Annotated in this window: 16 protein-coding genes; 7 read left to right on the forward strand and 9 right to left on the reverse strand. The window is 63.0% G+C overall.

Annotated features, from left to right (window positions below; translation table 11 throughout):
* The first annotated feature begins 205 nt into the window (after nt 1-205).
* The 3 genes from glgX to treY are packed head-to-tail and all read left to right on the forward strand — an operon-like array spanning nt 206 to nt 7,000.
* The gene (glgX, locus tag ABZ728_RS16820; RefSeq protein WP_366657394.1) at nt 206-2,335 is read left to right on the forward strand and encodes a glycogen debranching protein GlgX; all 2,130 of its coding nucleotides are present in this window, start codon (nt 206-208) and stop codon (nt 2,333-2,335) included.
* Nucleotides 2,332-4,167, forward strand: coding sequence for a malto-oligosyltrehalose trehalohydrolase (gene treZ / locus ABZ728_RS16825; protein WP_366657395.1), 1,836 nt, complete (start codon nt 2,332-2,334; stop codon nt 4,165-4,167). Before glgX ends, treZ begins: the two co-directional genes overlap by 4 nt.
* 4 nt (nt 4,168-4,171) lie before the next feature.
* On the forward strand, nt 4,172-7,000 hold the full coding sequence (gene treY / locus ABZ728_RS16830; RefSeq protein ID WP_366657396.1) for a malto-oligosyltrehalose synthase: 2,829 nt from the start codon (nt 4,172-4,174) through the stop codon (nt 6,998-7,000).
* A 13-nt stretch (nt 7,001-7,013) separates the two neighbouring features.
* Here the strand turns inward: treY and ABZ728_RS16835 are convergent, their stop codons facing one another.
* The 5 genes from ABZ728_RS16835 to ABZ728_RS16855 all read right to left on the reverse strand — a co-directional run bounded on the left by ABZ728_RS16835 (nt 7,014) and on the right by ABZ728_RS16855 (nt 11,364).
* A complete protein-coding gene (locus tag ABZ728_RS16835; RefSeq protein WP_366657397.1) occupies nt 7,014-7,850 on the reverse strand; it encodes a fumarylacetoacetate hydrolase family protein in 837 nt (278 codons plus the stop codon).
* Between the two features lie 64 nt (nt 7,851-7,914).
* A complete protein-coding gene (locus tag ABZ728_RS16840) occupies nt 7,915-8,583 on the reverse strand; it encodes a GntR family transcriptional regulator (RefSeq protein ID WP_366657398.1) in 669 nt (222 codons plus the stop codon).
* 68 nt (nt 8,584-8,651) lie between these two features.
* Entirely contained in the window at nt 8,652-9,530 is an 879-nt protein-coding gene (locus ABZ728_RS16845; RefSeq protein ID WP_366657399.1) for an ABC transporter permease, read from the reverse strand.
* A complete protein-coding gene (locus ABZ728_RS16850; RefSeq protein ID WP_366657400.1) occupies nt 9,527-10,336 on the reverse strand; it encodes an ABC transporter ATP-binding protein in 810 nt (269 codons plus the stop codon). Before ABZ728_RS16850 ends, ABZ728_RS16845 begins: the two co-directional genes overlap by 4 nt.
* Complete coding sequence (locus tag ABZ728_RS16855) at nt 10,333-11,364, reverse strand: ABC transporter substrate-binding protein (RefSeq protein ID WP_366657401.1); 1,032 nt, start codon at nt 11,362-11,364, stop codon at nt 10,333-10,335. The genes ABZ728_RS16850 and ABZ728_RS16855 overlap by 4 nt, the downstream gene beginning before the upstream one ends.
* Nucleotides 11,365-11,550: 186 nt before the next feature.
* Between ABZ728_RS16855 and ABZ728_RS16860 the strand changes: the two genes are divergently transcribed.
* Nucleotides 11,551-12,441 (forward strand): NAD(P)-dependent oxidoreductase, encoded by an 891-nt coding sequence (locus ABZ728_RS16860; protein WP_366657402.1) that lies wholly within the window; start codon nt 11,551-11,553, stop codon nt 12,439-12,441.
* 22 nt (nt 12,442-12,463) lie between these two features.
* Here the strand turns inward: ABZ728_RS16860 and ABZ728_RS16865 are convergent, their stop codons facing one another.
* From ABZ728_RS16865 to ABZ728_RS16880, 4 genes are all read right to left on the reverse strand, one after another.
* Nucleotides 12,464-16,243, reverse strand: coding sequence for a PAS domain S-box protein (locus ABZ728_RS16865; RefSeq protein WP_366657403.1), 3,780 nt, complete (start codon nt 16,241-16,243; stop codon nt 12,464-12,466).
* Nucleotides 16,240-16,698, reverse strand: coding sequence for a response regulator (locus tag ABZ728_RS16870; protein WP_366657404.1), 459 nt, complete (start codon nt 16,696-16,698; stop codon nt 16,240-16,242). The genes ABZ728_RS16865 and ABZ728_RS16870 overlap by 4 nt, the downstream gene beginning before the upstream one ends.
* 131 nt (nt 16,699-16,829) lie before the next feature.
* Nucleotides 16,830-18,032 carry an MFS transporter gene (locus tag ABZ728_RS16875; protein WP_366657405.1) on the reverse strand — a complete coding sequence of 401 codons (1,203 nt, stop codon included), beginning with the start codon at nt 18,030-18,032 and terminating at the stop codon, nt 16,830-16,832.
* A 49-nt stretch (nt 18,033-18,081) separates the two neighbouring features.
* Nucleotides 18,082-19,602, reverse strand: a complete 1,521-nt coding sequence (locus ABZ728_RS16880) for an MFS transporter (protein WP_366657406.1) — start codon at nt 19,600-19,602, stop codon at nt 18,082-18,084.
* A gap of 258 nt (nt 19,603-19,860) precedes the next feature.
* Here ABZ728_RS16880 and ABZ728_RS16885 point away from each other — a divergent pair, with 258 nt between their 5' ends.
* From ABZ728_RS16885 to ABZ728_RS16895, 3 genes are all read left to right on the forward strand, one after another.
* Complete coding sequence (locus ABZ728_RS16885; protein ID WP_366657407.1) at nt 19,861-20,250, forward strand: hypothetical protein; 390 nt, start codon at nt 19,861-19,863, stop codon at nt 20,248-20,250.
* Between the two features lie 106 nt (nt 20,251-20,356).
* The gene (locus ABZ728_RS16890) at nt 20,357-20,797 is read left to right on the forward strand and encodes an ATP-binding protein (protein ID WP_366657408.1); all 441 of its coding nucleotides are present in this window, start codon (nt 20,357-20,359) and stop codon (nt 20,795-20,797) included.
* 75 nt (nt 20,798-20,872) lie between these two features.
* Nucleotides 20,873-21,250, forward strand: a complete 378-nt coding sequence (locus ABZ728_RS16895) for an STAS domain-containing protein (RefSeq protein WP_366657409.1) — start codon at nt 20,873-20,875, stop codon at nt 21,248-21,250.
* The last annotated feature ends 76 nt before the right edge of the window (nt 21,251-21,326 follow it).

The following is a 21,326-nucleotide window of genomic DNA, read 5'->3' on the forward strand; positions in this document are numbered from 1 at the left end:
CCGACCTTCCCCTTTTGCTTACGGGCCGGCCATTGGGGTCCCTCGCCCCGACGACCGGACCTTGACTGCCCTCGCGCCGGTCCACTTTAGTAGTGCATGGTAAAAGAGTTCACGATAGACACGGAGGCTACGCTCGGCTGCGCTGGCCGCCGGTTCTAAATGGCCACCGAGCGACAAGGGGTGGCCAGCCATTCAGGATCGTATTATGGCCGACCATTTGAGAACACTGCCCGGAACGTCCTATCCCCTCGGGGCGACATGGGACGGATCGGGAACCAATTTCGCGCTGTTCTCGGCCCATGCCGAGAAAGTCGAGCTCTGTCTTTTCGATCAAAGCGGCAGGCGAGAGGAATATCGCATCACGCTGCCTGAAATGACCCACGAGATCTGGCATGGTTACCTGCCCGATGTCCGACCGGGTCAGCTGTACGGGTATCGCGTTCACGGCCCCTACGCGCCGCACGAAGGCCATCGGTTCAATCCGCACAAATTGCTGATCGACCCGTATGCAAAGGCGCTGGCGGGCGAGTTGAAATGGCACGACGCCGTTTTCGGCTACCGCATCGGCGATCCAGCCGGCGATCTGTCGTTCGACAAGCGCGATTCCGCCCGCTACATGCCCAAGAGTGTGGTCGTCGACAACGCGTTCACCTGGGGGCGGGAACGACCCGAACCGCGCCCCTGGCACGAAACAATTATCTACGAGATGCATGCGCGCGGTTTCACCATGCGCCATCCCCACATTCCGGATTCCATGCGCGGCACCATCGGCGCCCTGTCGCGCGCGCCCATCGTCGACTATCTCCGCGACCTGGGCGTGACGGCGATCGAGTTGCTGCCGATCCACGCTTTCGTCAACGACCGCATGCTGATGGACCGCGGCCTGCGGAACTACTGGGGCTATAACACAATCGGGTTTTTCGCGCCGCACAGCGACTATCTCGGCGCCAACGGCATCGACGATTTCAAGACACTGGTGCAGGTCATGCACGACAACGGCATCGAGGTGTTGCTGGATGTCGTCTACAACCACACCGCAGAAGGCAACCATCTGGGGCCGACGCTCAGCTTTCGGGGGATCGACAACCGTTCGTACTACTATCTGGTCGACGGCGACGAACGCTACTATAACGACTTCACCGGGACCGGCAACGCGCTCGAACTGCGTCACCCGGCCGTGCTCAGGATGGTGACGGATTCGCTAAGATACTGGCACGAAGACATGAAGGTCGACGGCTTCAGGTTCGACCTGGCCACGACCCTGGCCCGGGTCAACGGAGTCTACGACGAACATGCCAGCTTTCTCGATGCCGTTGCCCAGGATCCGTCGCTGGCCCGCGCCCGGCTGATCGCGGAACCCTGGGACACCGGAAATGACGGCTATCAGGTCGGACGCTTTCCGCCCGGCTGGGGGGAGTGGAACGACGTCTATCGCGATACGATGCGCCAGTACTGGAAAGGCGACGAAGGCAAGCTGCCTGATGTTGCCTCTCGCCTGTCCGGTTCGGCCGATATCTACAACCATCGCGGCCGGCGGCCCTGGGCCAGCATCAATTTCATCACCGCCCATGACGGTTTCACGCTGCACGACCTCGTCACCTACAACGAAAAGCACAACGAGGCCAACGGCGAAGGCAACAACGACGGATCGTCAGACAACAACAGCTGGAACCACGGCGCCGAGGGACCGACCGACGATCCCGATATCCTGGTGCTGCGTCACCGGCAGATGAAAAACCTGCTGTCGACACTGATGCTGTCGCAAGGCGTGCCGATGCTGCTGGCGGGTGACGAGTTCGGCCGCACCCAGAACGGCAACAACAATGCCTATTGCCAGGACAACGAACTGAGCTGGATCGACTGGTCGGCGCTGGAGACCGAGACCGGACGATCGCTACACGCCTTCGTCCGCCGGCTTATCGCGCTGCGGCACGACCATATCGTTTTTCACCGCGACCGGTTCTTTCTGGGCGGCACCATTCCGGGCACCGACGTTCAGGACGTCGTCTGGCTCCGCCCCGACGGACACCCCATGACGGCCGACGACTGGGGCGTGTCCCACGCCAAGGCGCTGGGGCTGTTGCTGTCGGGGGAAGCGGGAATGATGCATGTGACCGACCGTGGCATTCCATTGCCCGACGACACCTTCCTCATCCTGATGAATGCGGGCGCCGAGGAGGTCCGCTTTGCGATGCCCAACACCAATGGCGGCCCGTTCTGGATGCTGGTTTTCGACACGGCGCGGGCGGACGACGAAGAACCGGGTCCGGTCGACACATACGATACGGCACCGCAATCCTTCGTGCTGCTCAGACGCGGAGAACCGAAACAATGACAGCGCACCCGCTTCCAACATACGATTTTGGTCCTCTCGTGCTGGAAAAGGGCGTTCGCTTCCGCATATGGGCGCCAGCGCAAGCCGCTGTCGGAGTCGTGCTGCATCCCGAAACGCCGGGCGAAGCGATCCATCCCATGCGCAGTTTGGCGGACGGTTGGTTCGAAGCCACGATCGAAGACGCCGGTCCGGGTACGCGCTATCTGTTCGACATCGGCGACATGCGTGTCCCCGACCCGGCATCGCGATATCAGGGCGACGACGTCATGGGGCCGAGCGAGGTGCCGAATCCGAGGGGCTACGCGTGGCGCAACAACGGGGCACCCGGACGCCCATTCCACGAAGCGGTGATCTACGAGCTTCATGTCGGGGCATTCTCGCCGGAAGGGACCTTCGATGGGGTCCGCCAGCGCCTGGGCCATCTGGCCGAGCTTGGCGTGACGGCGATCGAGCTGATGCCGGTTTCGGACTTTTCCGGCGACCGGGGCTGGGGGTATGACGGCGTACTACCCTTCGCTATCGAAAGCCGCTATGGCCGGCCAGAGGATCTGAAGCGTCTGGTCGACGAAATCCACGGCTACGGAATGCTGGCCTATATCGATGTCGTCTATAATCACTTCGGCCCCGAAGGCAATTTCCTTCATCAATATGCGCCCGACTTCTTCACCGACGCGATCGAGACCCCATGGGGCGCGGCCATCGATTTCAATCGGCCGCAGGTCCGCCGGTTCTTCATCGAGAATGCGCTGTATTATCTGGGCGAATTTCGGTTCGACGGCTTGCGGATGGACGCCGTCCAGGAAATTCCCGACAGCCGCGAGCCCCATTTCCTTACCGAACTGGCCGGCGTCGTTCGGGCGACGCTGGGCGGCGACCGGCACATCCATCTGATCCTGGAGAACGACGACAACGCCGCGCGCTATTTGCAGCGATGCCCTCAAGGCGGTCCGGCGCGGCACGACGCCCAGTGGAACGACGACTATCACCATGTGGTCCATCACATCGCCACCGGCGAAGGCGGCGGCTATTACGGCGACTATACCGACGCGCCGCTCCGGCTGCTGGCGGCGTCGCTGGCCGAGGGCTTTGTCTATCAGGGTCAACCCTCGGCCCATCGCGACGGCCGGCAACGCGGCGAGTCGAGCGGGCATTTGCCACCGTCCGCATTCGTGAACTTCATCCAGAACCATGACCAGATCGGCAATCGCGCACTTGGCGAACGGCTGAGCACCCTGATCGATGATGCGGCTCACCGGGCCGTGCGCGATCTTTTGCTGCTGGCGCCCAATCCGCCCCTGCTGTTCATGGGCGACGAATGGGCCAGCCGACGGCCGTTCCTGTTCTTCTGCGATTTTCACGATGAGCTGGCCGATGCCGTCCGCGAGGGTCGGCGGCGCGAATTCGCCCGGTTCCCGGAATTCGCCGACGCCTCCAAGCGCGAAGCGATCCCCGATCCGAATGCAGCCGAGACTTTTGCGGCATCCTGCCTCGACTGGAGCGAGGCCGATGCGCATGCGCACCGGGCATGGCAGGCGGAATACAAAGGTCTGCTATCCTTGAGGCATAGCCGGATAATGCCCCTGATAGCGGGACTGCGGGCGCGGGAGCACGGTGTCGTCGGCGAGCACGGCATCCGCGTCACATGGAGCAACGATGATGGGGCGCGCCTGACCGTCATCGCCAATCTCGGCCCGGACCGGCTGAACATTCCGATGGAAGTGTCCGGCAGCCTGCTGCACAGCACCAATCCGCTCGACGACGCGCTGTCATCGCTCCCGGCCTGGACGACGACCTGGTGGATCGACGACGGCAACCCCGGATCCGGAGCGTAAACCGATGCCCGAACCCGCCCCCCGCCGTTTGCGCGCGACCTATCGCCTGCAGCTCAATGCCGGCTTCGGTTTCGATGCCGCGCGCGCGATCGTGCCCTATCTGGCGGATCTGGGCATCAGCCATTTGTACCTGTCGCCGATCTGGACCGCCCACGAGGGGTCGACCCATGGCTATGACGTGGTCGACCACACCACGATCAACCCGGCCCTTGGCGGGCGAAAAGGCTTTGACCGCCTGGTCGCTGCGGCACACGACCGGGGCCTGGGGCTGGTTCTGGATTGCGTGCCCAATCATATGGGCATCGGCTACGACAATCCGTGGTGGGTCGATGTCCTGACCTGGGGGCGCAATTCCCCCTACGCGGCCTTTTTCGATATCGACTGGACACCTTCGGAACCGACACTCGCCGATACCGTGCTGCTGCCGATCCTGGGCGATCACTACGGCCGGGTGCTGGAGGACGGCGATCTTGTCCCGGATTTCGACAATGGCCGTCTGGTCGTTCGGTATCACGAGCACACCCTGCCGATTTTTCCGCGCGACACCGCCGATATCCTCGAAGCGGCGGCGGCAAATGCCGCCTCCCAGACCGCAACGAACGCATTGGCGGCTCTGGCACGATTGGCAAAGTCGATCGCCCGGCGGCGGGAACGGGTTTCGCGCCAGCGTCGCCGCGCCGACCGCGTCAAGGCGGAATCGCTGGCCGGTCAACTGGCCGATGCCGCCGGCGATCCGGCACTGCGACCGGCGCTCGACGATGCCCTGACCGGCTGGACGCCAGGCCGCGGCGATGCCCGGGCGGCCGACCGTCTGCACCGGCTGCTCGAACGCCAAGCCTATCGCGTCGCCTTCTGGCGATTGGCGGCGCAGGAGATCAACTATCGGCGCTTCTTCGACATCAACGATCTGGCCGGCCTGCGCATGGAGGAACCGGCTCTGTTCAACGCGGCACACGAGCTGGTGCTGGAGCTTGCCGCCAACGGCGCGGCCGACGGTCTGCGGCTGGACCACATCGACGGCCTGCTGGATCCCCTTCACTACCTGCAACGGCTGTCGCGCGCGGCCCATCGAAGCAACGACACCGCACCGACCATCCATGTTGAAAAGATCCTCGCCCCCGACGAAAAACTGCGCCCGGACTGGCCGATCGACGGCACCACCGGGTACGATGTCATGGCCCAGCTTCACCGGCTCCAGATCGACCCGGCTGGCCAGAAACCCTTGATGGCGCTATACGGCACGCTGACCGGCGACACCGCATCGTTCCGCGATCACGTCGTCCGCGCCAAACGGCTGACCATGGGTTCCAGCCTCGCGGCCGAGCTGAACGTTCTGGCCAACAGCCTGAACCGGCTGGCAAAACGCAGCCGCCTGACCCGGGATTATTCGCTGACGGGGCTGCGCGAGGCCCTCGCCAGCATCGTTGCGCATTTCTCGGTTTATCGTACCTATATCGGACGGAAAGGCGCCAGCGAAACCGACCGCGCGATCATCGCCGCCGCCGTCGAGCGCGCCCGGCGGGTCGCGACGACACCGGACCTGTCCATCTATGACTTCCTGCGCGCCGTCTTGACGACTGATGCCGTCGCCGACCGAACGCCCGGTCTGACCGCCGACGCCATCGTGGCCATTGCCCGCAAGGTTCAGCAATATACCAGCCCGGTCACGGCGAAATCGGTCGAGGATACCGCCTTTTATCGCTGGGTGCCGCTGATCGGCCTGAACGAGGTCGGCAATGAACCCGATCATTTTTCGCTTGGCGTCGACGGCTTTCATGCCGCGCAGGCGGAACGGCGCGCATCCTGGCCGCAATCCATGGTCGCGACCGCCACGCACGACCACAAACGCGGCGAAGATGTCCGCGCCCGCCTTGCCGTGCTGTCGGAAATGCCGACCCAATGGCGGCGACATGTCCAGAAATGGTGGCGGCTGAATGCGCGCAAGGTCACGGATCTCGATGACGGCCCGGCACCATCGCCGACGGATGCCTATCTTTTCTATCAGACGTTGGTGGCGATCTGGCCGCCCGGCCTATCGCCCGACGACGGCGGCGCATTGTCGTCGCTGGCTGAACGGCTGACCGGCGCCATGGAAAAATCCGGCCGCGAGGCCAAACTGCGGACCAGCTGGGCCGTCACAAACGAAGCCTACGAAGATGGCGTCCGGCGCTTCGTGGCGGCCTGCCTCGATCCGAAGCGGGCGTCGGCGTTCCTGCGATCGGTTGCCGAGTTCGCAGCTACGATCTCGCCGGCGGCGGCGATAAACGGTCTGGCTCAAACCGCACTGAAATTCACGATCCCGGGCGTTCCCGACACCTACCAGGGGACGGAAATCTGGGACTTCAGCCTCGTCGATCCCGACAACAGACGCCCTGTCGACTATGACTTCCTCGCGTCGGCCCTGAAGGCCGATGCCGGGTTGTCGTCGTTTGAACCGCTGTGCCGCGCCTGGCCGGACGGGCGGATAAAGCAGGCCCTTGCCGCCCGGCTGCTGGCGGCACGGCGCGACGATCCCGACCTGTTCGCCGAGGGATCCTACGAGCCGCTCACGCTGGCCGACATCCCGGCCGGAGCCGCAGTCGCGTTTGCGCGGGTCATGGACGACCGCGCGCTGGTCATCGCCGTTCCCAGGCTGGCGGCGAAACGCATCGCCAACGCCGACAGCCTCGGCGTCGACTGGGGCGACGCCCGGTTCGACCCGGACGCCGCCCTGCCCGGCGCCCGAAGCGCCCGATGCCTGCTGACCGGCGCCGCCGTCAACCTTCAGGAACCGCTGACCCTTGCCCGGCTGGCGCGCCATCCGCCGATCCTCGCCTTGCGCCTGGAGCGATAGCCGGTCGACAACCTCAGTCGGAAACGACGCGTTGGTGTTGCTCGCCAAGCCCCTCAATGCCGAGGGTCATCGCATCGCCCGGTTTCAGGAATTCCGGGGGTTTGCGGCCCAGCCCCACGCCCGGCGGCGTCCCGGTGGCAATAATGTCGCCGGGATGCAGCGTCATGAACTGCGAGAGATAGGAAACAAGATAAGTCACACCATAGATCATGGTCGCGGTGGAACCGTCCTGACGACGGTCGCCGTTGACCGACAGCCACAAATTCAGTGACTGCGGATCTTCCACCTCGTCACGCGTGACGAGCCATGGCCCGATCGGCCCGAAGGTATCGCAGGACTTTCCCTTGGTCCAACCTCCCTGGCGATTCATCTGATAATCGCGTTCGGAGACATCATTCACCACGCAATATCCGGCCACATGGTCAAGGGCATTGGCTTCATCGACATACTTTGCCGGCTTCCCGATAACGATGCCCAGTTCGACTTCCCAGTCGACCTTTTCGGCGCCGCGCGGAATCCGAACCTCGTCATTCGGACCTGTGATCGCCGATGTGGCCTTCATGAAGATGATCGGCTCCGGAGGCACGGATGCACCGGTTTCAGCTGCATGGTCAGAATAGTTCAGGCCGATACAGATGAATTTTCGTGTCCCGCTGACGCAGGGACCCAGTCTTGTTTCGTTGGGGACGACGGGCAGCTGAGAGACGTCGATCGAGTCAAGTGCGGCCGTATTCGCCAACACTGAAGCATCGATATCGCCAATACGGCTGGACAAATCGCGAATCGTGCCGTCGGAATGCAGAATACCCGGCTTTTCGGCCCCGGCGTTGCCGAATCGTAGAAGTTTCATGGTTCGTCCTTATTGTAACAGTGTGTGCAAGACAGAAATCGGCCCGAATGATCGCCGGACTCAATCAGATCTGGTCTTCAAGCGCCTTCAGCGTCCGGCGATAATGGGCTCTCAATCTTTCCGTCGCGCTGTCGATATCGCCGTCCAGCGCTGCGTCCATGATCTCGCGATGCTCTTCGATCGTGTTGCGGTGCGGATATGTCTGGGAAACCGAGATGTTTCGATATCGCACCGCCTGATCCATCATTTCCTTGCAGAATTCGATCAGCCGTTCCGACCCGCACCCCGAGATAAGGGCAAGATGAAAGGCGTAGTGATACCGCTCCCACTCGGGATTGGTCGTAATCGACCCTTTCTCGGGCAGGCTCCACGGTGTCCGGGACAAACGATGGAATGACAGAACGATCCGCTCTTCCCATACCGACGTTCGATGCTCGATCGATTCCTGAAGTGCCTTGCCTTCCAGCCAGCACCGCGTCTTCACGAGTTCGCGCAGATTTTCGATGCTGAGCGGCGGGACAAAGAACCCTCGCCGCTCCTTTCGATCGACCAGTCCTTCAGACGAAAGCCGATTGAGGGCCTCCCGAACCGGATTCAGGCCGGTCGCGTAACGGGAGGAAATCGCCTCGATCCCCAGTTTCTCGCCTGGCTTCAGATCGCCGGCCAGAATATCGTGGCGCAGCTTCTCGTAGACGGTGGTCGCCGCCGTAGCCTTATCTACAGATTGATCCATTTTCCCGCATACAGTGGAAGCCGGCTACCGGTCAATCCCGGCGGCTCGATATCGCCCGGTCGGGCGCTTCATGCCCCCTTCTTCTGGAGGGCCCCCTCATCAATCGTTCCCTTGTGCCAGAAGACCAGCCGACGTTGCAGCCATGAGATACACCAGAACACCGCAAAACCAAGGAGGCTGAGATAGATGATCAATGCGAACACCCGCGGGGTGTTGAGCATTGACGCCCCGACCCGGATCAGCTCGCCGAAGCCGTTGCCGCCGCCCAGGAATTCCGCCGTAATCGCACCGGCCATAACCGCCACGGACGCGATCTTCAACCCCGTGAACAGATGGGGCAAACCCATTGGCAGCTTCATCTTGACGAGCGTCTGCCAGCGGCTGGCCCCCATGGTCTTGAACAACATCTTCGAATTCTGATCGGCCGCATGCAATCCGGCCGCCGTGGCGACGACGATGGGGAATGTGGCCATGAATGCCGCCAGCGCCACCTTCGATGCAATCCCGAAACCGAGCCACGCAACGAACAGCGGCGCGAACGCGATCTTGGGCATGGTGTCGATCGCCACCAGATAAGGCATGACGGATTTTTCACCGAACTTGGTCTCGCCGACCAGCACGCCCAGTGAAAATCCGATGACGAAGGCGATCGCGAACCCGACCAGCACTTCCTGGGTGGTGACCCAGAAGGCCACCAGCATGTAGTCGCCGGTTATCAGGTTCCTGCCGACGAAAATCAGTTCGTCCAGAGTCGCCGCCGGTGATGGCAGTATGATCGGCGATACGATGCCGATGGCGATGACGAATTGCCAGATCGCCACGAAGACGACGAACAGCCCGAGCATCGCCACCCAGCGCGGGATACGGTCCATCACGGAGATATGTTCGGACCAGACCGTGTCCTTGGGCTCCTCGGCCTGTCTGGCTGTCGACTCGGCCTGTGTCATATGAAGGCTCCCTTGTCGAGACGGCTGCGAATGTGCTTCACCGTGTCACCGAAAACCTGTTCGGACATCATCTCCAGCGTACGCGGACGCGGCAAATCGACGGTGACGGCCTCGACGAACCGCCCGGGTCGCGGCGACATGACGTAAACGACGTCGGAAAGTATAACCGCCTCCTGGATCGAGTGCGTCACCAGAAACGCGGTGGCGGCTCGTTCCATGCAGATGCGCTGCAATTCCATATTCATAAAATCGCGGGCCAGTTCATCCAGCGCACTGAACGGTTCATCGAGCAGCAGCACTTCCGGTTCGGTGATCAGCATCCGGCAGATCGCCGCGCGCTGGGCCATGCCGCCGGACAGTTCGCCCGGATAAACCTGTTCGAAACCGCTCAGCCCGACCAGGTCCAGCAAGGCGCGGGCGTCATCCTGCTTGTCGCGAGCCGCCCGCTTGCCGTCGCGGATCTCGATCGGCAGAAGGATGTTCTCCACCGTCGTCAGCCACGGAAACAACGTTGCCTGCTGGAACATCATGCCGATATCCCGCCGCGGTCCGACAACCGGCTTGCCGGCCAGCACGACACGCCCCTTCGACGGTGGCATCAGACCCGCCATGATCTTCAGCAACGTCGATTTACCGCAACCGCTGGGACCGATGACCGACGAGAAGCTACCCTCGACCAGCGTCAGATCGACGGTCTCGAGCGCCTGAACGTCGCGCTCATGGAATGTTTTGCTGACGCCATTGAGGGTGTAAAGCGGCCGACCCGTAAGGTCGGCCGCCGCAGGCGCCATTACGGCGTCACTCATTCTGCAAGGCCCTCGTTCCATACCTCGACATAGTCGTTGGTGTAGACGGATTGCAGATCGTCCAGCGGTGCATCAAGTGCCCCCGCCGCGACCTGGCTGTCCTGCCACAGTTCCCAATGCTCCGGAGGCATATAACCCCAACCCTCATCTGCATAGGCGTCGGTGGGCGTCATGCGTTCGCTAACGGCATCGAGCAGAGCACCAGCGAATTCACGATCCTCACCTTCCTGTGGATTGCCGGCCGTGGTGTGGTCGAGCACCGTCTCGCGGTTGGCGTCGTCCAGCATGAACTCTGTGCCACGCGCCAATGCCCGGCCGAACCCTTCGATAACGTCCGGATTAGAGTCCAGATAGTCTTCGGTCGTGGCGAACCCGTTGCCGAAATACGCCAGATATTCTTCCGGCGTGATCTCGCGGACGCTCATCCCGCGGGCATTGAGAATAGCCGCGTCACTCACTGCAGCCGCATAAGCCTCGATGTCAGCGCGAGTAAATGCTGCCGTTGCCATGCCGCCGTCGCCAACGGGCAGGAATTCGAAGTCATCGCCTTCCTCCATACCGGCATCGTCCAGAATCGTCCGGACGAAGGCGACTTCCGCGCCATCGGCCGTCCCGACGCCGATGGTTTCGCCGATCAGGTCCGCAGGCTGCTGATAGTCGGACTCTTCCGTTACCACCAGACCAAACAGGCTCTTGGGGTACAGATTGTAAATGAAGACGAACGGCTCGCCGCGCGACTTGGCAGCAAGAACCGGACCCGGTCCCGGCGCGCCGATCTGGGCTTGTCCCGCCGCCATTGACTGAAGCGTGGCAGCTGAACCGTCGACGGCTTCGACGGAAATTTCGAGGCCTTCTTCTTCGAAATACCCCTCGCCGATGGCGACCCACAAGGGCGCCCATGTCAGCGCTGAGGGGTTCGGAACCGCAACCGTAATGTCTTCTTGCGCGTTGGCAACGCCGAAGCTGGCCGGCGCCATCAAAGCGACAGCCGCCACGCCCAGCGTAACCCGCCGGTACAAATTGTTCATCCTGAGCATCCTCCAGTTTCGTGATTCTTCATTTCTGGACTCATTTGAGGCCAAATCTATTATGTACGACCATACGCCGGAGGTCAAAAAAATATATAAATTTCCGTTTTGCCTCCAGTTATATGATAAATTCCGTTAACCGCCGCCCGGTCAACCAGCCGGAGCAGACAGCCAGGGAGAAACGTCATGAGTAAAATCGGAATAGCCGGCGCCGGCCGTATGGGCACCGCGATGGCACAGCGATTGATGGACCAGGGCTATGAGGTCGCCGTTTGGAACCGAACGCGCGACAAGCTCGACCCGTTGGTCGACGCTGGCGCCGAAGCCGTGGACACGCCCGCCCAACTGGCCGCGAAGGCCGACATCGTCCTCTCATGCCTGACAAATGCCGGCGCCGTGGATATCGTCTATCGCGGCACCGACGGCCTTCTGGCCGGTGCCGCCGGCGGCACGGTCTTTGTCGAGATGAGCACGGTGCAGCCCGACATTCAGCGGACACTGGCAAACGACGTCCGAACGTCCGGCGGCATCTTCGTGGAATGTCCGGTCGGCGGCACGACCGGCCCCGCCAGGCAAGGCAAGCTGCTGGGCTTCGTCGGCGGCGACGAGGCGGATATCGCCCGCGCCAAGCCGGTGCTCGAAGCCCTGTGCCGGCGGATCGAGCATGTTGGGCCGGTGGGCAACGGCGCCAGCGTCAAACTGGCGATCAATCTGCCGCTGATCGTCTTCTGGCAGGCCTTCGGCGAGGCGCTTTCGCTGTGCCGCGATGTCGGCCTCGCACCGGACAGGACAGCCGACCTATTTGCCGATAGTTCCGGCGGCCCCAATGTGCTCAAAAACAGGGCCGCGGCCGTCGCTTCGGCGCTCGGTGGCGATCGGGTGCCCGGCACCTTCGATATTGATTCAATGCGCAAGGATCTCCGCACCATGCTCGCCGAGGCAGGCGATATGGGCGTCGACCTGCCGATCACGGCGCAAACCCTCGCCTGCTACGACGAGACGGCAGCAGCGGGTCTGGGCACCTGCGACGGCGCCAACGAGGCAGCATACTGGCGGACACGTCCGAAACGCGGTTGAGCCCGAAGGCAGCCTGGCGGCATCAGCCGGTAGCGCCACCGTTCGGCGCCCGGCTGAGAGCCGTGCGCAACCGCCGCGCCAGCTCGGCGCGCCGGTAGGGTTTATGCAGTAGCTCTACGCCCGGCTCCAGGCTTCCATTCAACGACATCGCCGTATCCGTGTAGCCCGAGGTATAGAGGACCTTCAGTTCGGGACGCAGCACCGCCGCCCGTTTGGCAAGCTCCGGACCGTTCATGCCGCCCGGCATGACGACATCGGTAAACAGCAGGTCGACCGGTGCATCGCCATTCAGGATATCCAGCGCCGCCGGACCGCTCGGTGCCGCAACCACCCGGTAGCCCAGCGATTCCAGCTGAATATGGACGTGGTCGCGGACCAGGTCATCGTCCTCGACCAGCAGCACGGTCTCACTGCCACCGGGTTTCTCTTCTGCCGCCACCCCAGACGCCGGTTCGGCGCTCACGCAATCGTCCGCGCGCGGGAGATACAGCGTCACGGTGGTGCCTTGCCCGACCTCGGAATAAACACGGATATGGCCGCGTGACTGCTTGACGAAGCCATAGACCATGCTCAGCCCAAGCCCGCTTCCGCGTCCGACTTCCTTGGTCGTAAAGAACGGATCGAAGACTTTTTCAAGGACCGCATCGGGAATGCCCACACCGGTATCGGACACCGAGACGGCAACGTAATGCCCGGCATCGATATCGCCATGACGGCTGGCATAGGCTTCATCGAGTTCCGCATCCCGCGTTTCGATGATCAGATGCCCGCCGCCGGGCATGGCGTCGCGCGCATTGAGGCACAGGTTGAGGACCGCCGCCTCAAGCCGTGCCTCGTCGATCAGCGCGCGGCCGATGTCCCTGGCAAACCGGAAATCGATGGCGATATCTTCACTGAGCGTTCGGCCCAGCAGCGTTTCCATGCCCGAAAGCAGCGCATTCACGTCGATGATCGCCGGCTCCAATGCCTGACGCCGCGAGAAAGCCAGCAACCGCTGCGTCAACGCAGCGCCGCGTTCCGCCGCCGACCGCGTCGCGTCGACAACCCGCCAGAGACGCGCATCTTCCGTCGCACGATCTGCCAGAATCTCGATATTGCCGAGGATGACGGTAAGGAGATTGTTGAAGTCATGCGCCACACCCCCCGTGAGTTGTCCCACGGCTTCCAGTCGCTGGGACTGGCGGAGTTGCTCCTCCATCGCGTGTCGATCGGTGACGTCGGTACTTATAAGAAGAATGGACTCAGGCTCGCCGTCGCCGTCCCGCACCAGACTGGCATGCCCTTCGACCACCCGGTCGTGCCCACCCGGGCCGCCGTCCAGCACAAAGGTGCCCCGCCACTCTCCATCAGCCAGCAAGGCCGCCGTCGACTGCTCCAGCATCGCTTCGACGCCGCCGACGAGACCGTCGAACGGCTGACCGAGCGCCGCCTGCCTGTCAATCCCGTACAGGCGCTCGGCCCCCTTGTTCCAATAGGTCACAACCCGGTCAAGGTCACGGACGACGATGGCGTCCTGCGCCTTGTCCAGAAGCGACGCCTGTTCGCGAATTCGGGCATCGGCCTCCCGGCGCTCCAGTTCCGCCGCCGCGCGGGCGGCGAAGATGCGCATGGTCGAAGCCACCAGATCCGGCTGAGCGATCGGCTCGCGGAACACCGCGAAAAGAATGCCCAGCGGCTGGCCCGCCGCGCTGTCGAGCCGATAGCCGGCATAGCCATCGGCCCCGAACACCGGCAGCAGGTCCGCTTCCGGAAAGCGCGACAGAACACCACTGCGGATCAGGGTGACATGGTCAGCCGTGACCGCGTCGCAAGGCGAGCCGACGACAGAATACGTGAACGCCTCGGCCGGCGCCCCGTCAATCATCGCGCCAAGCACTTCCGCCATGCCCTCGTCGCCCGGCAGAAGCCGCGCGACGAAACCGCTCGCCGCACCCAAGGCCTCGGCAAGGCTGCCAGCCATCCTCTGGAAGAAGGTGCGATCGGCACTGGACGATACGCTGGCCGCCATGGTCTCGACGGCCGACTGAATGCGCGCCCGCTCCAGCCGGGCGCGTTGCGAGACGATACCGAACGACAGATTGTCTGCGAGGGTGCGCAACAGCCGTATCTCGTCGGCTATGAATTCCTGCGCCTGACCGTTTATAACGATCAGGACGCCGATTGGCCGCTGACCGTCGCTCAGTGGCAGAATGATGCCGCTGCGCAATCCGAGCGCGGTCGCCAGCGCCGCCGTCGGCACCGTGGAATCGGTCGTGACATCGCTCACGACCTGCACCTCGCCGAAGCGGATGGCGCGTCCGACCGGGCCGTCCCCTGACGGCGTCCCGGCTGCATGGCTGAGCGACAACCGCCGCAGATATCCGGCATCGGCACCGGCGATCACCGCCGGCACGACCGAACTGGCCGCATCCTCGCGTGCGAACGCCACGCACACGGTACGATAGCCGCCAGCTTCCACGGCGGTCTCGCAGACCCGTTGCAACAAGGCAGATTCGGTCTCCGCCCGGATCAGGGCCTCGCTGCATACCGTCAGCATCCTGAGCGCACGGTTCGAACGGGCCAGCGCCAGTTCGGCTTCCTTGCGCCTCGTCAGGTCGGTCATGCCGCCGACGATCCGAACGACCGTGCCAGCGGTGTCCTTCATGACGAAGCCGCGATCCATTACATAGGCATAACTGCCGTCGCTACGGCGGAGCCTGTATTCATCCCCCCAGTGCTCGCGGCCCTGTGTAACGGTTTCGCGGAAGCCGTCCTGCACCCGGAACAGATCTTCGGGATGAATCATCGACCGCCAGCCATCGACAGATGCCGGCATCTCGTTCTGGCGGTATCCCAGCAGTGACGACGATCCATCGCTCCACCACACCGAATGGTTCACGATGTCCCATTCCCAGACCAGGTCGGCGGTCGCCCGGGCGATATTGCGCAGCCGGTCGCGGCTTTCGCGCACCGCACGCTCGCCGGCCTTGATCTCGGTGATATCCTGAACGGCGCCTTCAACAGCCGTGATCGACCCGTCGGCATCATAGCGCGCCTGCCCGATGCAACGCACCGTAAGTGCCCCACCCGTGGCGGTTGCAACGTCCAGTTCGCGGTCGAAAGCGACGCCCCGGGCGGCGCAACGGCGCAGGTCCTCGTCAAAGACCGTCTGCTGTTCGGGCGACAAGAGGGTCAGACAATCACCCCGGGTCGGCCTCAACGCTGGCGGAAAACCGAGCAGCCGGCAGGTCTCGCCAGACCAGGCGATGGTGTCGGTTTCGATGTCGTGCGCCCAGCCGCCGATCCGCGCCACCTGCCCCGCGATCGACGCCAGGGCCGAACTCTGCCGCAGGGCATCGTCGGCGTGGCGGCGGCCAACCGTCTCCTGGTAATCGGGGTCGGCGAGATACTGCTCCGTCACGTCCGTGACCAGCACGATGCGCGCTGCCCGGCCTTCTGCCGTGATCGCATGAGAGGTTATCTCGACGACCCGTATCCGCCCGTCGCGCCCGCAATGGCGCCAAAGCCCCGACTTTTCCGTCTGATCCGGGGCCCCCGCAACGCTGCGCAACAGCGCCTCGTGGTCTTCGGGCAACCGAATATCCAACAATGTCATATCCAGGAATTCTTCCCGGCTATAGCCATAGCGTGACACTGCTGCCGGATTGACGTCGAGAAAGCGTAGCGTTTCGACGTCATAGATCCACATCGGCTCGGCATAGCGCATGAAAAGGCGCCGGAACGGCCGATCATCCTCGCCTTCTTTCCGCACCGGAGGAGCATTGTTTCCACCGACCGGACCGCCGGTCGGACGATCTGTCATGAAGTATTATCCACAGCACCGCCGGAAAGGGCGACGCCTGCCCGCGCCAGCAGGGCTTCGCTGATCTTTGCGAGCAGGGCGGGACCGGTGAACGGCTTTCTGATCGTCTCCGTCGCGCCAAGTTGCGCGACCATGCGCAGATAATCCGGACGCTGTCGACGCAATGGTTCCGATCCGGTGCGGGGCTGTTCGCGGAATGACGAAATGGGGCCGCCGGTCATGGCGACGATGACGACGGCCGGATCCATCTGACGCAAGCGGCGAATTGTTTCCACGCCCTCGATTCCCGGCATGATGATATCGGTGACCACCGCATCATAAGTGCCGCTGTCGAAGGCCTTGAGCCCGGCGCCGCCATCGGCGACGGCAGCCACCGTGTGACCGCCCAGTTCAAGTTGCATGGCCACGGTCGCGCGCACCAGCGCGTCATCATCGATCAATAGCACAGAAGCCATCGCTGAGCGCCTTTCCGCGGTTCGAACTGATGATGCTGCCGACAGGATGAGCCGCCGGCCCAAGCTTGTTTTCCTTTTGCACTATATGAGTATTCCCCACAACCGGAGCCTCATGCAAGCCGGCCGCATGGCTAAGCCCGCCCGGTGGAGACCGATTCCGCCGGCCGCGTTTCGGGCAGCATCTGCGCGATCAGGACGATGACCACTGCCATGGCTGCCATGATGAGAAACAGACCCGCGAAGCCGCCCCACTGGTACTGGATTGCGATCAGCGGTACCGCCAGGGCGCCGACCCCGAACACGAGCAGGTACTGAAAGCCGTAGACCCGCGCCCTGATCACGTCGGGCGTATAACGGGCAATCAGGATCGAGCCCACCGGCACCTGACCAAACACCATGATCATCAGGACAAGGACGGCTGCGAGCAGCGACCAGTTCATCGCGAAGGCGGCGGCGGCGAACGCCACGACCTGCCCCAATGCCAGAAAGGTCAGCAGTCCGCGGACGGCGTACCGGTCCAGCGCGCGGCCGACGGCGATCTGGGTGAAGGCGGCAATGGCGTAGACAGCAGAGGCAGCAAAGCCGATACCGGTGGCCGTAATCGTTATGCCGACCAGCCGCTCCTCCAGCACCTTGGGCATGGCAATCGTCACGGCATTGAAGATGATTGCGCTTACGACCGTGATGGCGGCGACGACCGCCAGCACCCGCTGCCATCCGTCGCGCATGCGGGCACCATCCCGGTGCGGACCGGGGCCGGTCGGTGTTGACGTCCGGCCGGCGCCCACTGTCCAGAGAAACGCAAGGCCGGTCGCTGCCGCCAGCAAGCCGGGAAGGACGAACGCGCTACGCCAGCCGAAGCTGTCGACAAACAGCCCCGTCACCACTGCGGCGCCGGCAACGCCCATATTGCCCCATACGCCGTTCACGCCGATGCGCCGCCCCAACGAGCCCGACGCGCCTTCGGCGATCATGGCGATACCCACGGGGTGATAAATTGCAGCAAAACAGCCGAGAAGAGTCAGAGCGACCCCCAGTTCCACTGGCGTGCGCGCCAGGCCGACAAGGACGCTGGCCGCCCCAAGGCCGACGAAGAAGACCGTGATCATCCCTTCGCGGCTCCATCGATCGCCCAGCCAGCCCGCCGGAATCGCTCCCAGGCCAAACGCGATGAAACCCGGCGTCGATAGTGCCATCAGGCCGCCGTATCCAAGATCGAACTCGCGTTCCATGGCGATGACGGCTGTGGCGTAGATCAGCATGAACCAGTGATCGTAGGCATGCCCGACATTCAGAAACAGAATGCGCCGCCGTTCGATATTGCCGTTCGCCATTCAAGGCTCCCCTATCCCGTCCAGCCTGTGTGGGCCGTTCGTGCTGCCATCAGATCGTTCGCCGGGGGATGGTCCAGGCCAGCACGCAGGCGACGGCCGACATCGCGGCTATGGTCATGTAAACCGCCGAAAAGCCGGTCGCGACATCCGCCCGGATCGCGGCGATGTCGCCCGCGTTCAGCTGATCCACGATTGCCGCATCGCCCTGCAGAATCGCCTGCAGGGGACCGCCCATATCAGCCCCCGTCATCGCCACCACGGCGAACAGGACCGCGCTGACCAGCGCCGTCCCGAAGGCGGCACCGAGCGAGCGGGACAACTGGACCGTGGCCGATACGGTGCCCAGCAGCTTACCCCCGACCTCCGTCGTGACGGTAACATGGACGACGCCCATGACCGTGCCGAGAAAGAGCGCAGCCGCCCCGATGTAAATCGAGAACTGCAGCGTGGTCAAAGAACCGGCGATCAGCGCCAGTAACGCCAGCATGACGCTGAAGACCGAGAGCCCGACCGATGGAAAGATCGTCAGCCGGCCGGTCCGGGATACGATCTGGCCGGTGATCAGTGCCCCAACGCCGATGGCCCACACCATCGGCAGCATATAGAGTCCTGTTTCGGCGGCCGAGGCGCCCCGGACGACGCGAAAATACAGCGGCAGAAAGGTGATGAGCGAGACGATGATGCCGCCGTGACAGATCACCAGCAAATCGCTGCGCCATATGGTCGGGTTGCGCATGATCGGGATCGGAAACAGCGGGCTCAGCGCCCGTTTCTCGCGCCAATAGAGCAGCAACAGGGTAACGACGACCGTCACGGCCAGCGCAGCGATCAGATAGGGGTCCATATCCTCACGCCGGCGCGATTGCTCCACGAGTACGAGCAGCGCCCAGACGAAGCCGGTAAAAAAGATGAGCCCTCCCCAATCGAAGCGAAACGCCTCTCGGGGGCCGCGCCGGCCGGGCAGTTTCATAACCAGGAAGATGGCCAGCAGGCCCAGCGGTATGTTGACCAGAAAGATCGAGCGCCAGCCCAGGAATTCGGTCAGCACGCCGCCCAGCACGGGGCCGAGCGTGCTTGCCACCATGGCGACCGCCGATACGTATCCCTGATACTGGGCCCGTTCCCGCGGCTGCACGGATTGTCCGATGAGCGCCTGTGACAGGCTCATCAGCCCGCCGCCGCCCAGCCCCTGCAGGACGCGCGCGGCAATCAGCATTTCAAGCGAGACAGAAACCGCGCAAAGCAGGCTGCCCGCAATGGAAACGATCAATGCCACGATCATCAGCCGCCGGCGGCCGAACGCATCTCCCAGCCGGCCGTACACCGGTGCGGCGATCGCCATCGAAATCAGATACGCGACGACGACCCAGGCGATCTGCTCGACATTGCCCAGTGACGCCGCCATGGCCGGCAATGCTGTCGCTACGATCGTCTGATCGACCATGGCGAGGAACATCGGCACCATGATCGACGGAAACAGCGTCATGAACGATACCGCCGGTATCGCCGAAGCGCTGCCGACGCTCCCGGCAGCAACCGGATTTTCGGTCTTTTCGGTTTCGTTCGACACCAGGCGTTCCGACCTTCGGGTTGTTCTTGCGTAAACCGCATCGGCCCGGGCGCATCGGCTCGGGCGACGTGAATTCCGGAAGATTCGTTTCGACAGCATACTCTTTATCTGGCGGGCGTCCATAGACCCCGGCCTGACGGCCTGGGCACAGGATCGAGCCTTCGCCAGGCCCTTTTTCGTTGCACGCCCGGCGAGGCTCGACGCATCATCCCGGCTGGCGTTGCGGCACATTTCCACCGGCGGAGGCGGCGAGAGCAGTTGAGGTCCCAGTCATCCTTCGTCATCGCCATGATGGCCGGCATCGCGGCGCTGATCAGCGCCTGCACCGGACCCTCAGTCGATGCATTGCGCGAGCAGGACGACGCCGTCGGTTTTTTCGGCCGCGAATCCGCCGAAGAAGTTGCGTCCTGCCTGTCGGAGCAACTGGAGGCGGTCAAAGCGTTCGGGTCGGTGATCGTGGTCGAGCGTCACTATGACGACCGGATCACGATTTACGAGACGCTGCCCAATACTGCCATGTCAGTCTTCGACATCCATGGCGGGCAATGGCGCACCAGAGTCGACGTCGCCGTCCGCCGACACCTCTATCGCGGAAACATGAAACCTTTGTACCAGGAAATCACCCGTGATTGCCTGAGCCCCGCCTGACACAGCATCGACGATGCCGGAAAATGCCGTTCCATAACCAATTTTCTTAAACATTTGTCGGCCACTCTTATAGGGTGCTGATGATCCTGATTGCCGAGTGGCGCCAATGACCGACGGGCTCACCTTGACCCTGAAGAACTCGCTGGACGAGATTCCAAAGCTGGCCGACGCGATCGAGGTCTTCGCGGAGGAAAACGACGTGCCCATGGCAACCTGCCTGCACGTCACACTCGCGCTGGACGAACTCGTCACCAACGTCATCTCCTATGGCTATGACGGCGGCGCAAAGGGCGACCGGGATATCGTCGTCGAACTTGGGGTGAAGGATGGCGAACTGACGGTGGCACTGGAAGACGATGGATGTGCTTTCGACCCCACGTCGATGCCGCCACCCGATATTGACGCCGATCTCGAAGACCGGGCAATCGGCGGTCTCGGCATACACTTCGTCAGGAACTTCATGGACTCGGTCGATTACAATCGGACGAACGGATACAATCGGTTGATGATGCGCAAATCACTGAACAACCAGCAGGATTCGGCATGAACAGCACGCCGGTTTCCATCGCGGCGAGACGAACTCCCACGAGGCACCGATTTACTTCCCATACACCCGCCAACCATGCCCTCCTCCCAACCAGGCCCGCAAGGTAAGCTAATTATGGACATCACCGAACATCAGCTCGGCACCGGCGTCGTATTGGAGCCGCAAGGCCGGATCGACAGCAGCACCTCAAAATCTTTCGAGGAGCGCCTGATGCAAGCGCTCGACCGTGGGCCGACGGCGGTCATCGTCGATCTGTCCAATGTCGAGTACGTCAGCAGCGCCGGCCTGAGGGTGCTTCTTGTCGCCGCAAAGAAGATAAAATCCGCTGGAAACCAATTGATCTTGTGCGGCTTGTCGTCCCATATTCGCGAAGTCTTCGACATAAGCGGCTTTTCCGCAATTTTCGTTATCGTTGGCGGACTTGACGATGCGAAGCAGAAAGCCGGCCTCTGACGGCCCTTGCTTCCCGCCACCGACCCCGCGGCTGCCGGTCCACCGACCTGGCTGGACCCAACGATAATGGCCGAAG

The organism is Fodinicurvata sp. EGI_FJ10296, assembly GCF_040712075.1.
In the GTDB taxonomy this organism is placed as follows: domain Bacteria; phylum Pseudomonadota; class Alphaproteobacteria; order DSM-16000; family Inquilinaceae; genus JBFCVL01.

Excerpts from the sequence above, each read along its gene's own strand:
- glgX (WP_366657394.1), top strand. The coding sequence starts at position 206 with ATGGCCGACCATTTGAGAACACTGCCCGGAACGTCCTATCCCCTCGGG.
- treZ (WP_366657395.1), top strand. The coding sequence starts at position 2,332 with ATGACAGCGCACCCGCTTCCAACATACGATTTTGGTCCTCTCGTGCTG.
- treY (WP_366657396.1), top strand. The coding sequence starts at position 4,172 with ATGCCCGAACCCGCCCCCCGCCGTTTGCGCGCGACCTATCGCCTGCAG.
- ABZ728_RS16835 (WP_366657397.1), bottom strand. The coding sequence starts at position 7,850 with ATGAAACTTCTACGATTCGGCAACGCCGGGGCCGAAAAGCCGGGTATT.
- ABZ728_RS16840 (WP_366657398.1), bottom strand. The coding sequence starts at position 8,583 with ATGGATCAATCTGTAGATAAGGCTACGGCGGCGACCACCGTCTACGAG.
- ABZ728_RS16845 (WP_366657399.1), bottom strand. The coding sequence starts at position 9,530 with ATGACACAGGCCGAGTCGACAGCCAGACAGGCCGAGGAGCCCAAGGAC.
- ABZ728_RS16850 (WP_366657400.1), bottom strand. The coding sequence starts at position 10,336 with ATGAGTGACGCCGTAATGGCGCCTGCGGCGGCCGACCTTACGGGTCGG.
- ABZ728_RS16855 (WP_366657401.1), bottom strand. The coding sequence starts at position 11,364 with ATGAACAATTTGTACCGGCGGGTTACGCTGGGCGTGGCGGCTGTCGCT.
- ABZ728_RS16860 (WP_366657402.1), top strand. The coding sequence starts at position 11,551 with ATGAGTAAAATCGGAATAGCCGGCGCCGGCCGTATGGGCACCGCGATG.
- ABZ728_RS16865 (WP_366657403.1), bottom strand. The coding sequence starts at position 16,243 with ATGACAGATCGTCCGACCGGCGGTCCGGTCGGTGGAAACAATGCTCCT.
- ABZ728_RS16870 (WP_366657404.1), bottom strand. The coding sequence starts at position 16,698 with ATGGCTTCTGTGCTATTGATCGATGATGACGCGCTGGTGCGCGCGACC.
- ABZ728_RS16875 (WP_366657405.1), bottom strand. The coding sequence starts at position 18,032 with ATGGCGAACGGCAATATCGAACGGCGGCGCATTCTGTTTCTGAATGTC.
- ABZ728_RS16890 (WP_366657408.1), top strand. The coding sequence starts at position 20,357 with ATGACCGACGGGCTCACCTTGACCCTGAAGAACTCGCTGGACGAGATT.
- ABZ728_RS16895 (WP_366657409.1), top strand. The coding sequence starts at position 20,873 with ATGCCCTCCTCCCAACCAGGCCCGCAAGGTAAGCTAATTATGGACATC.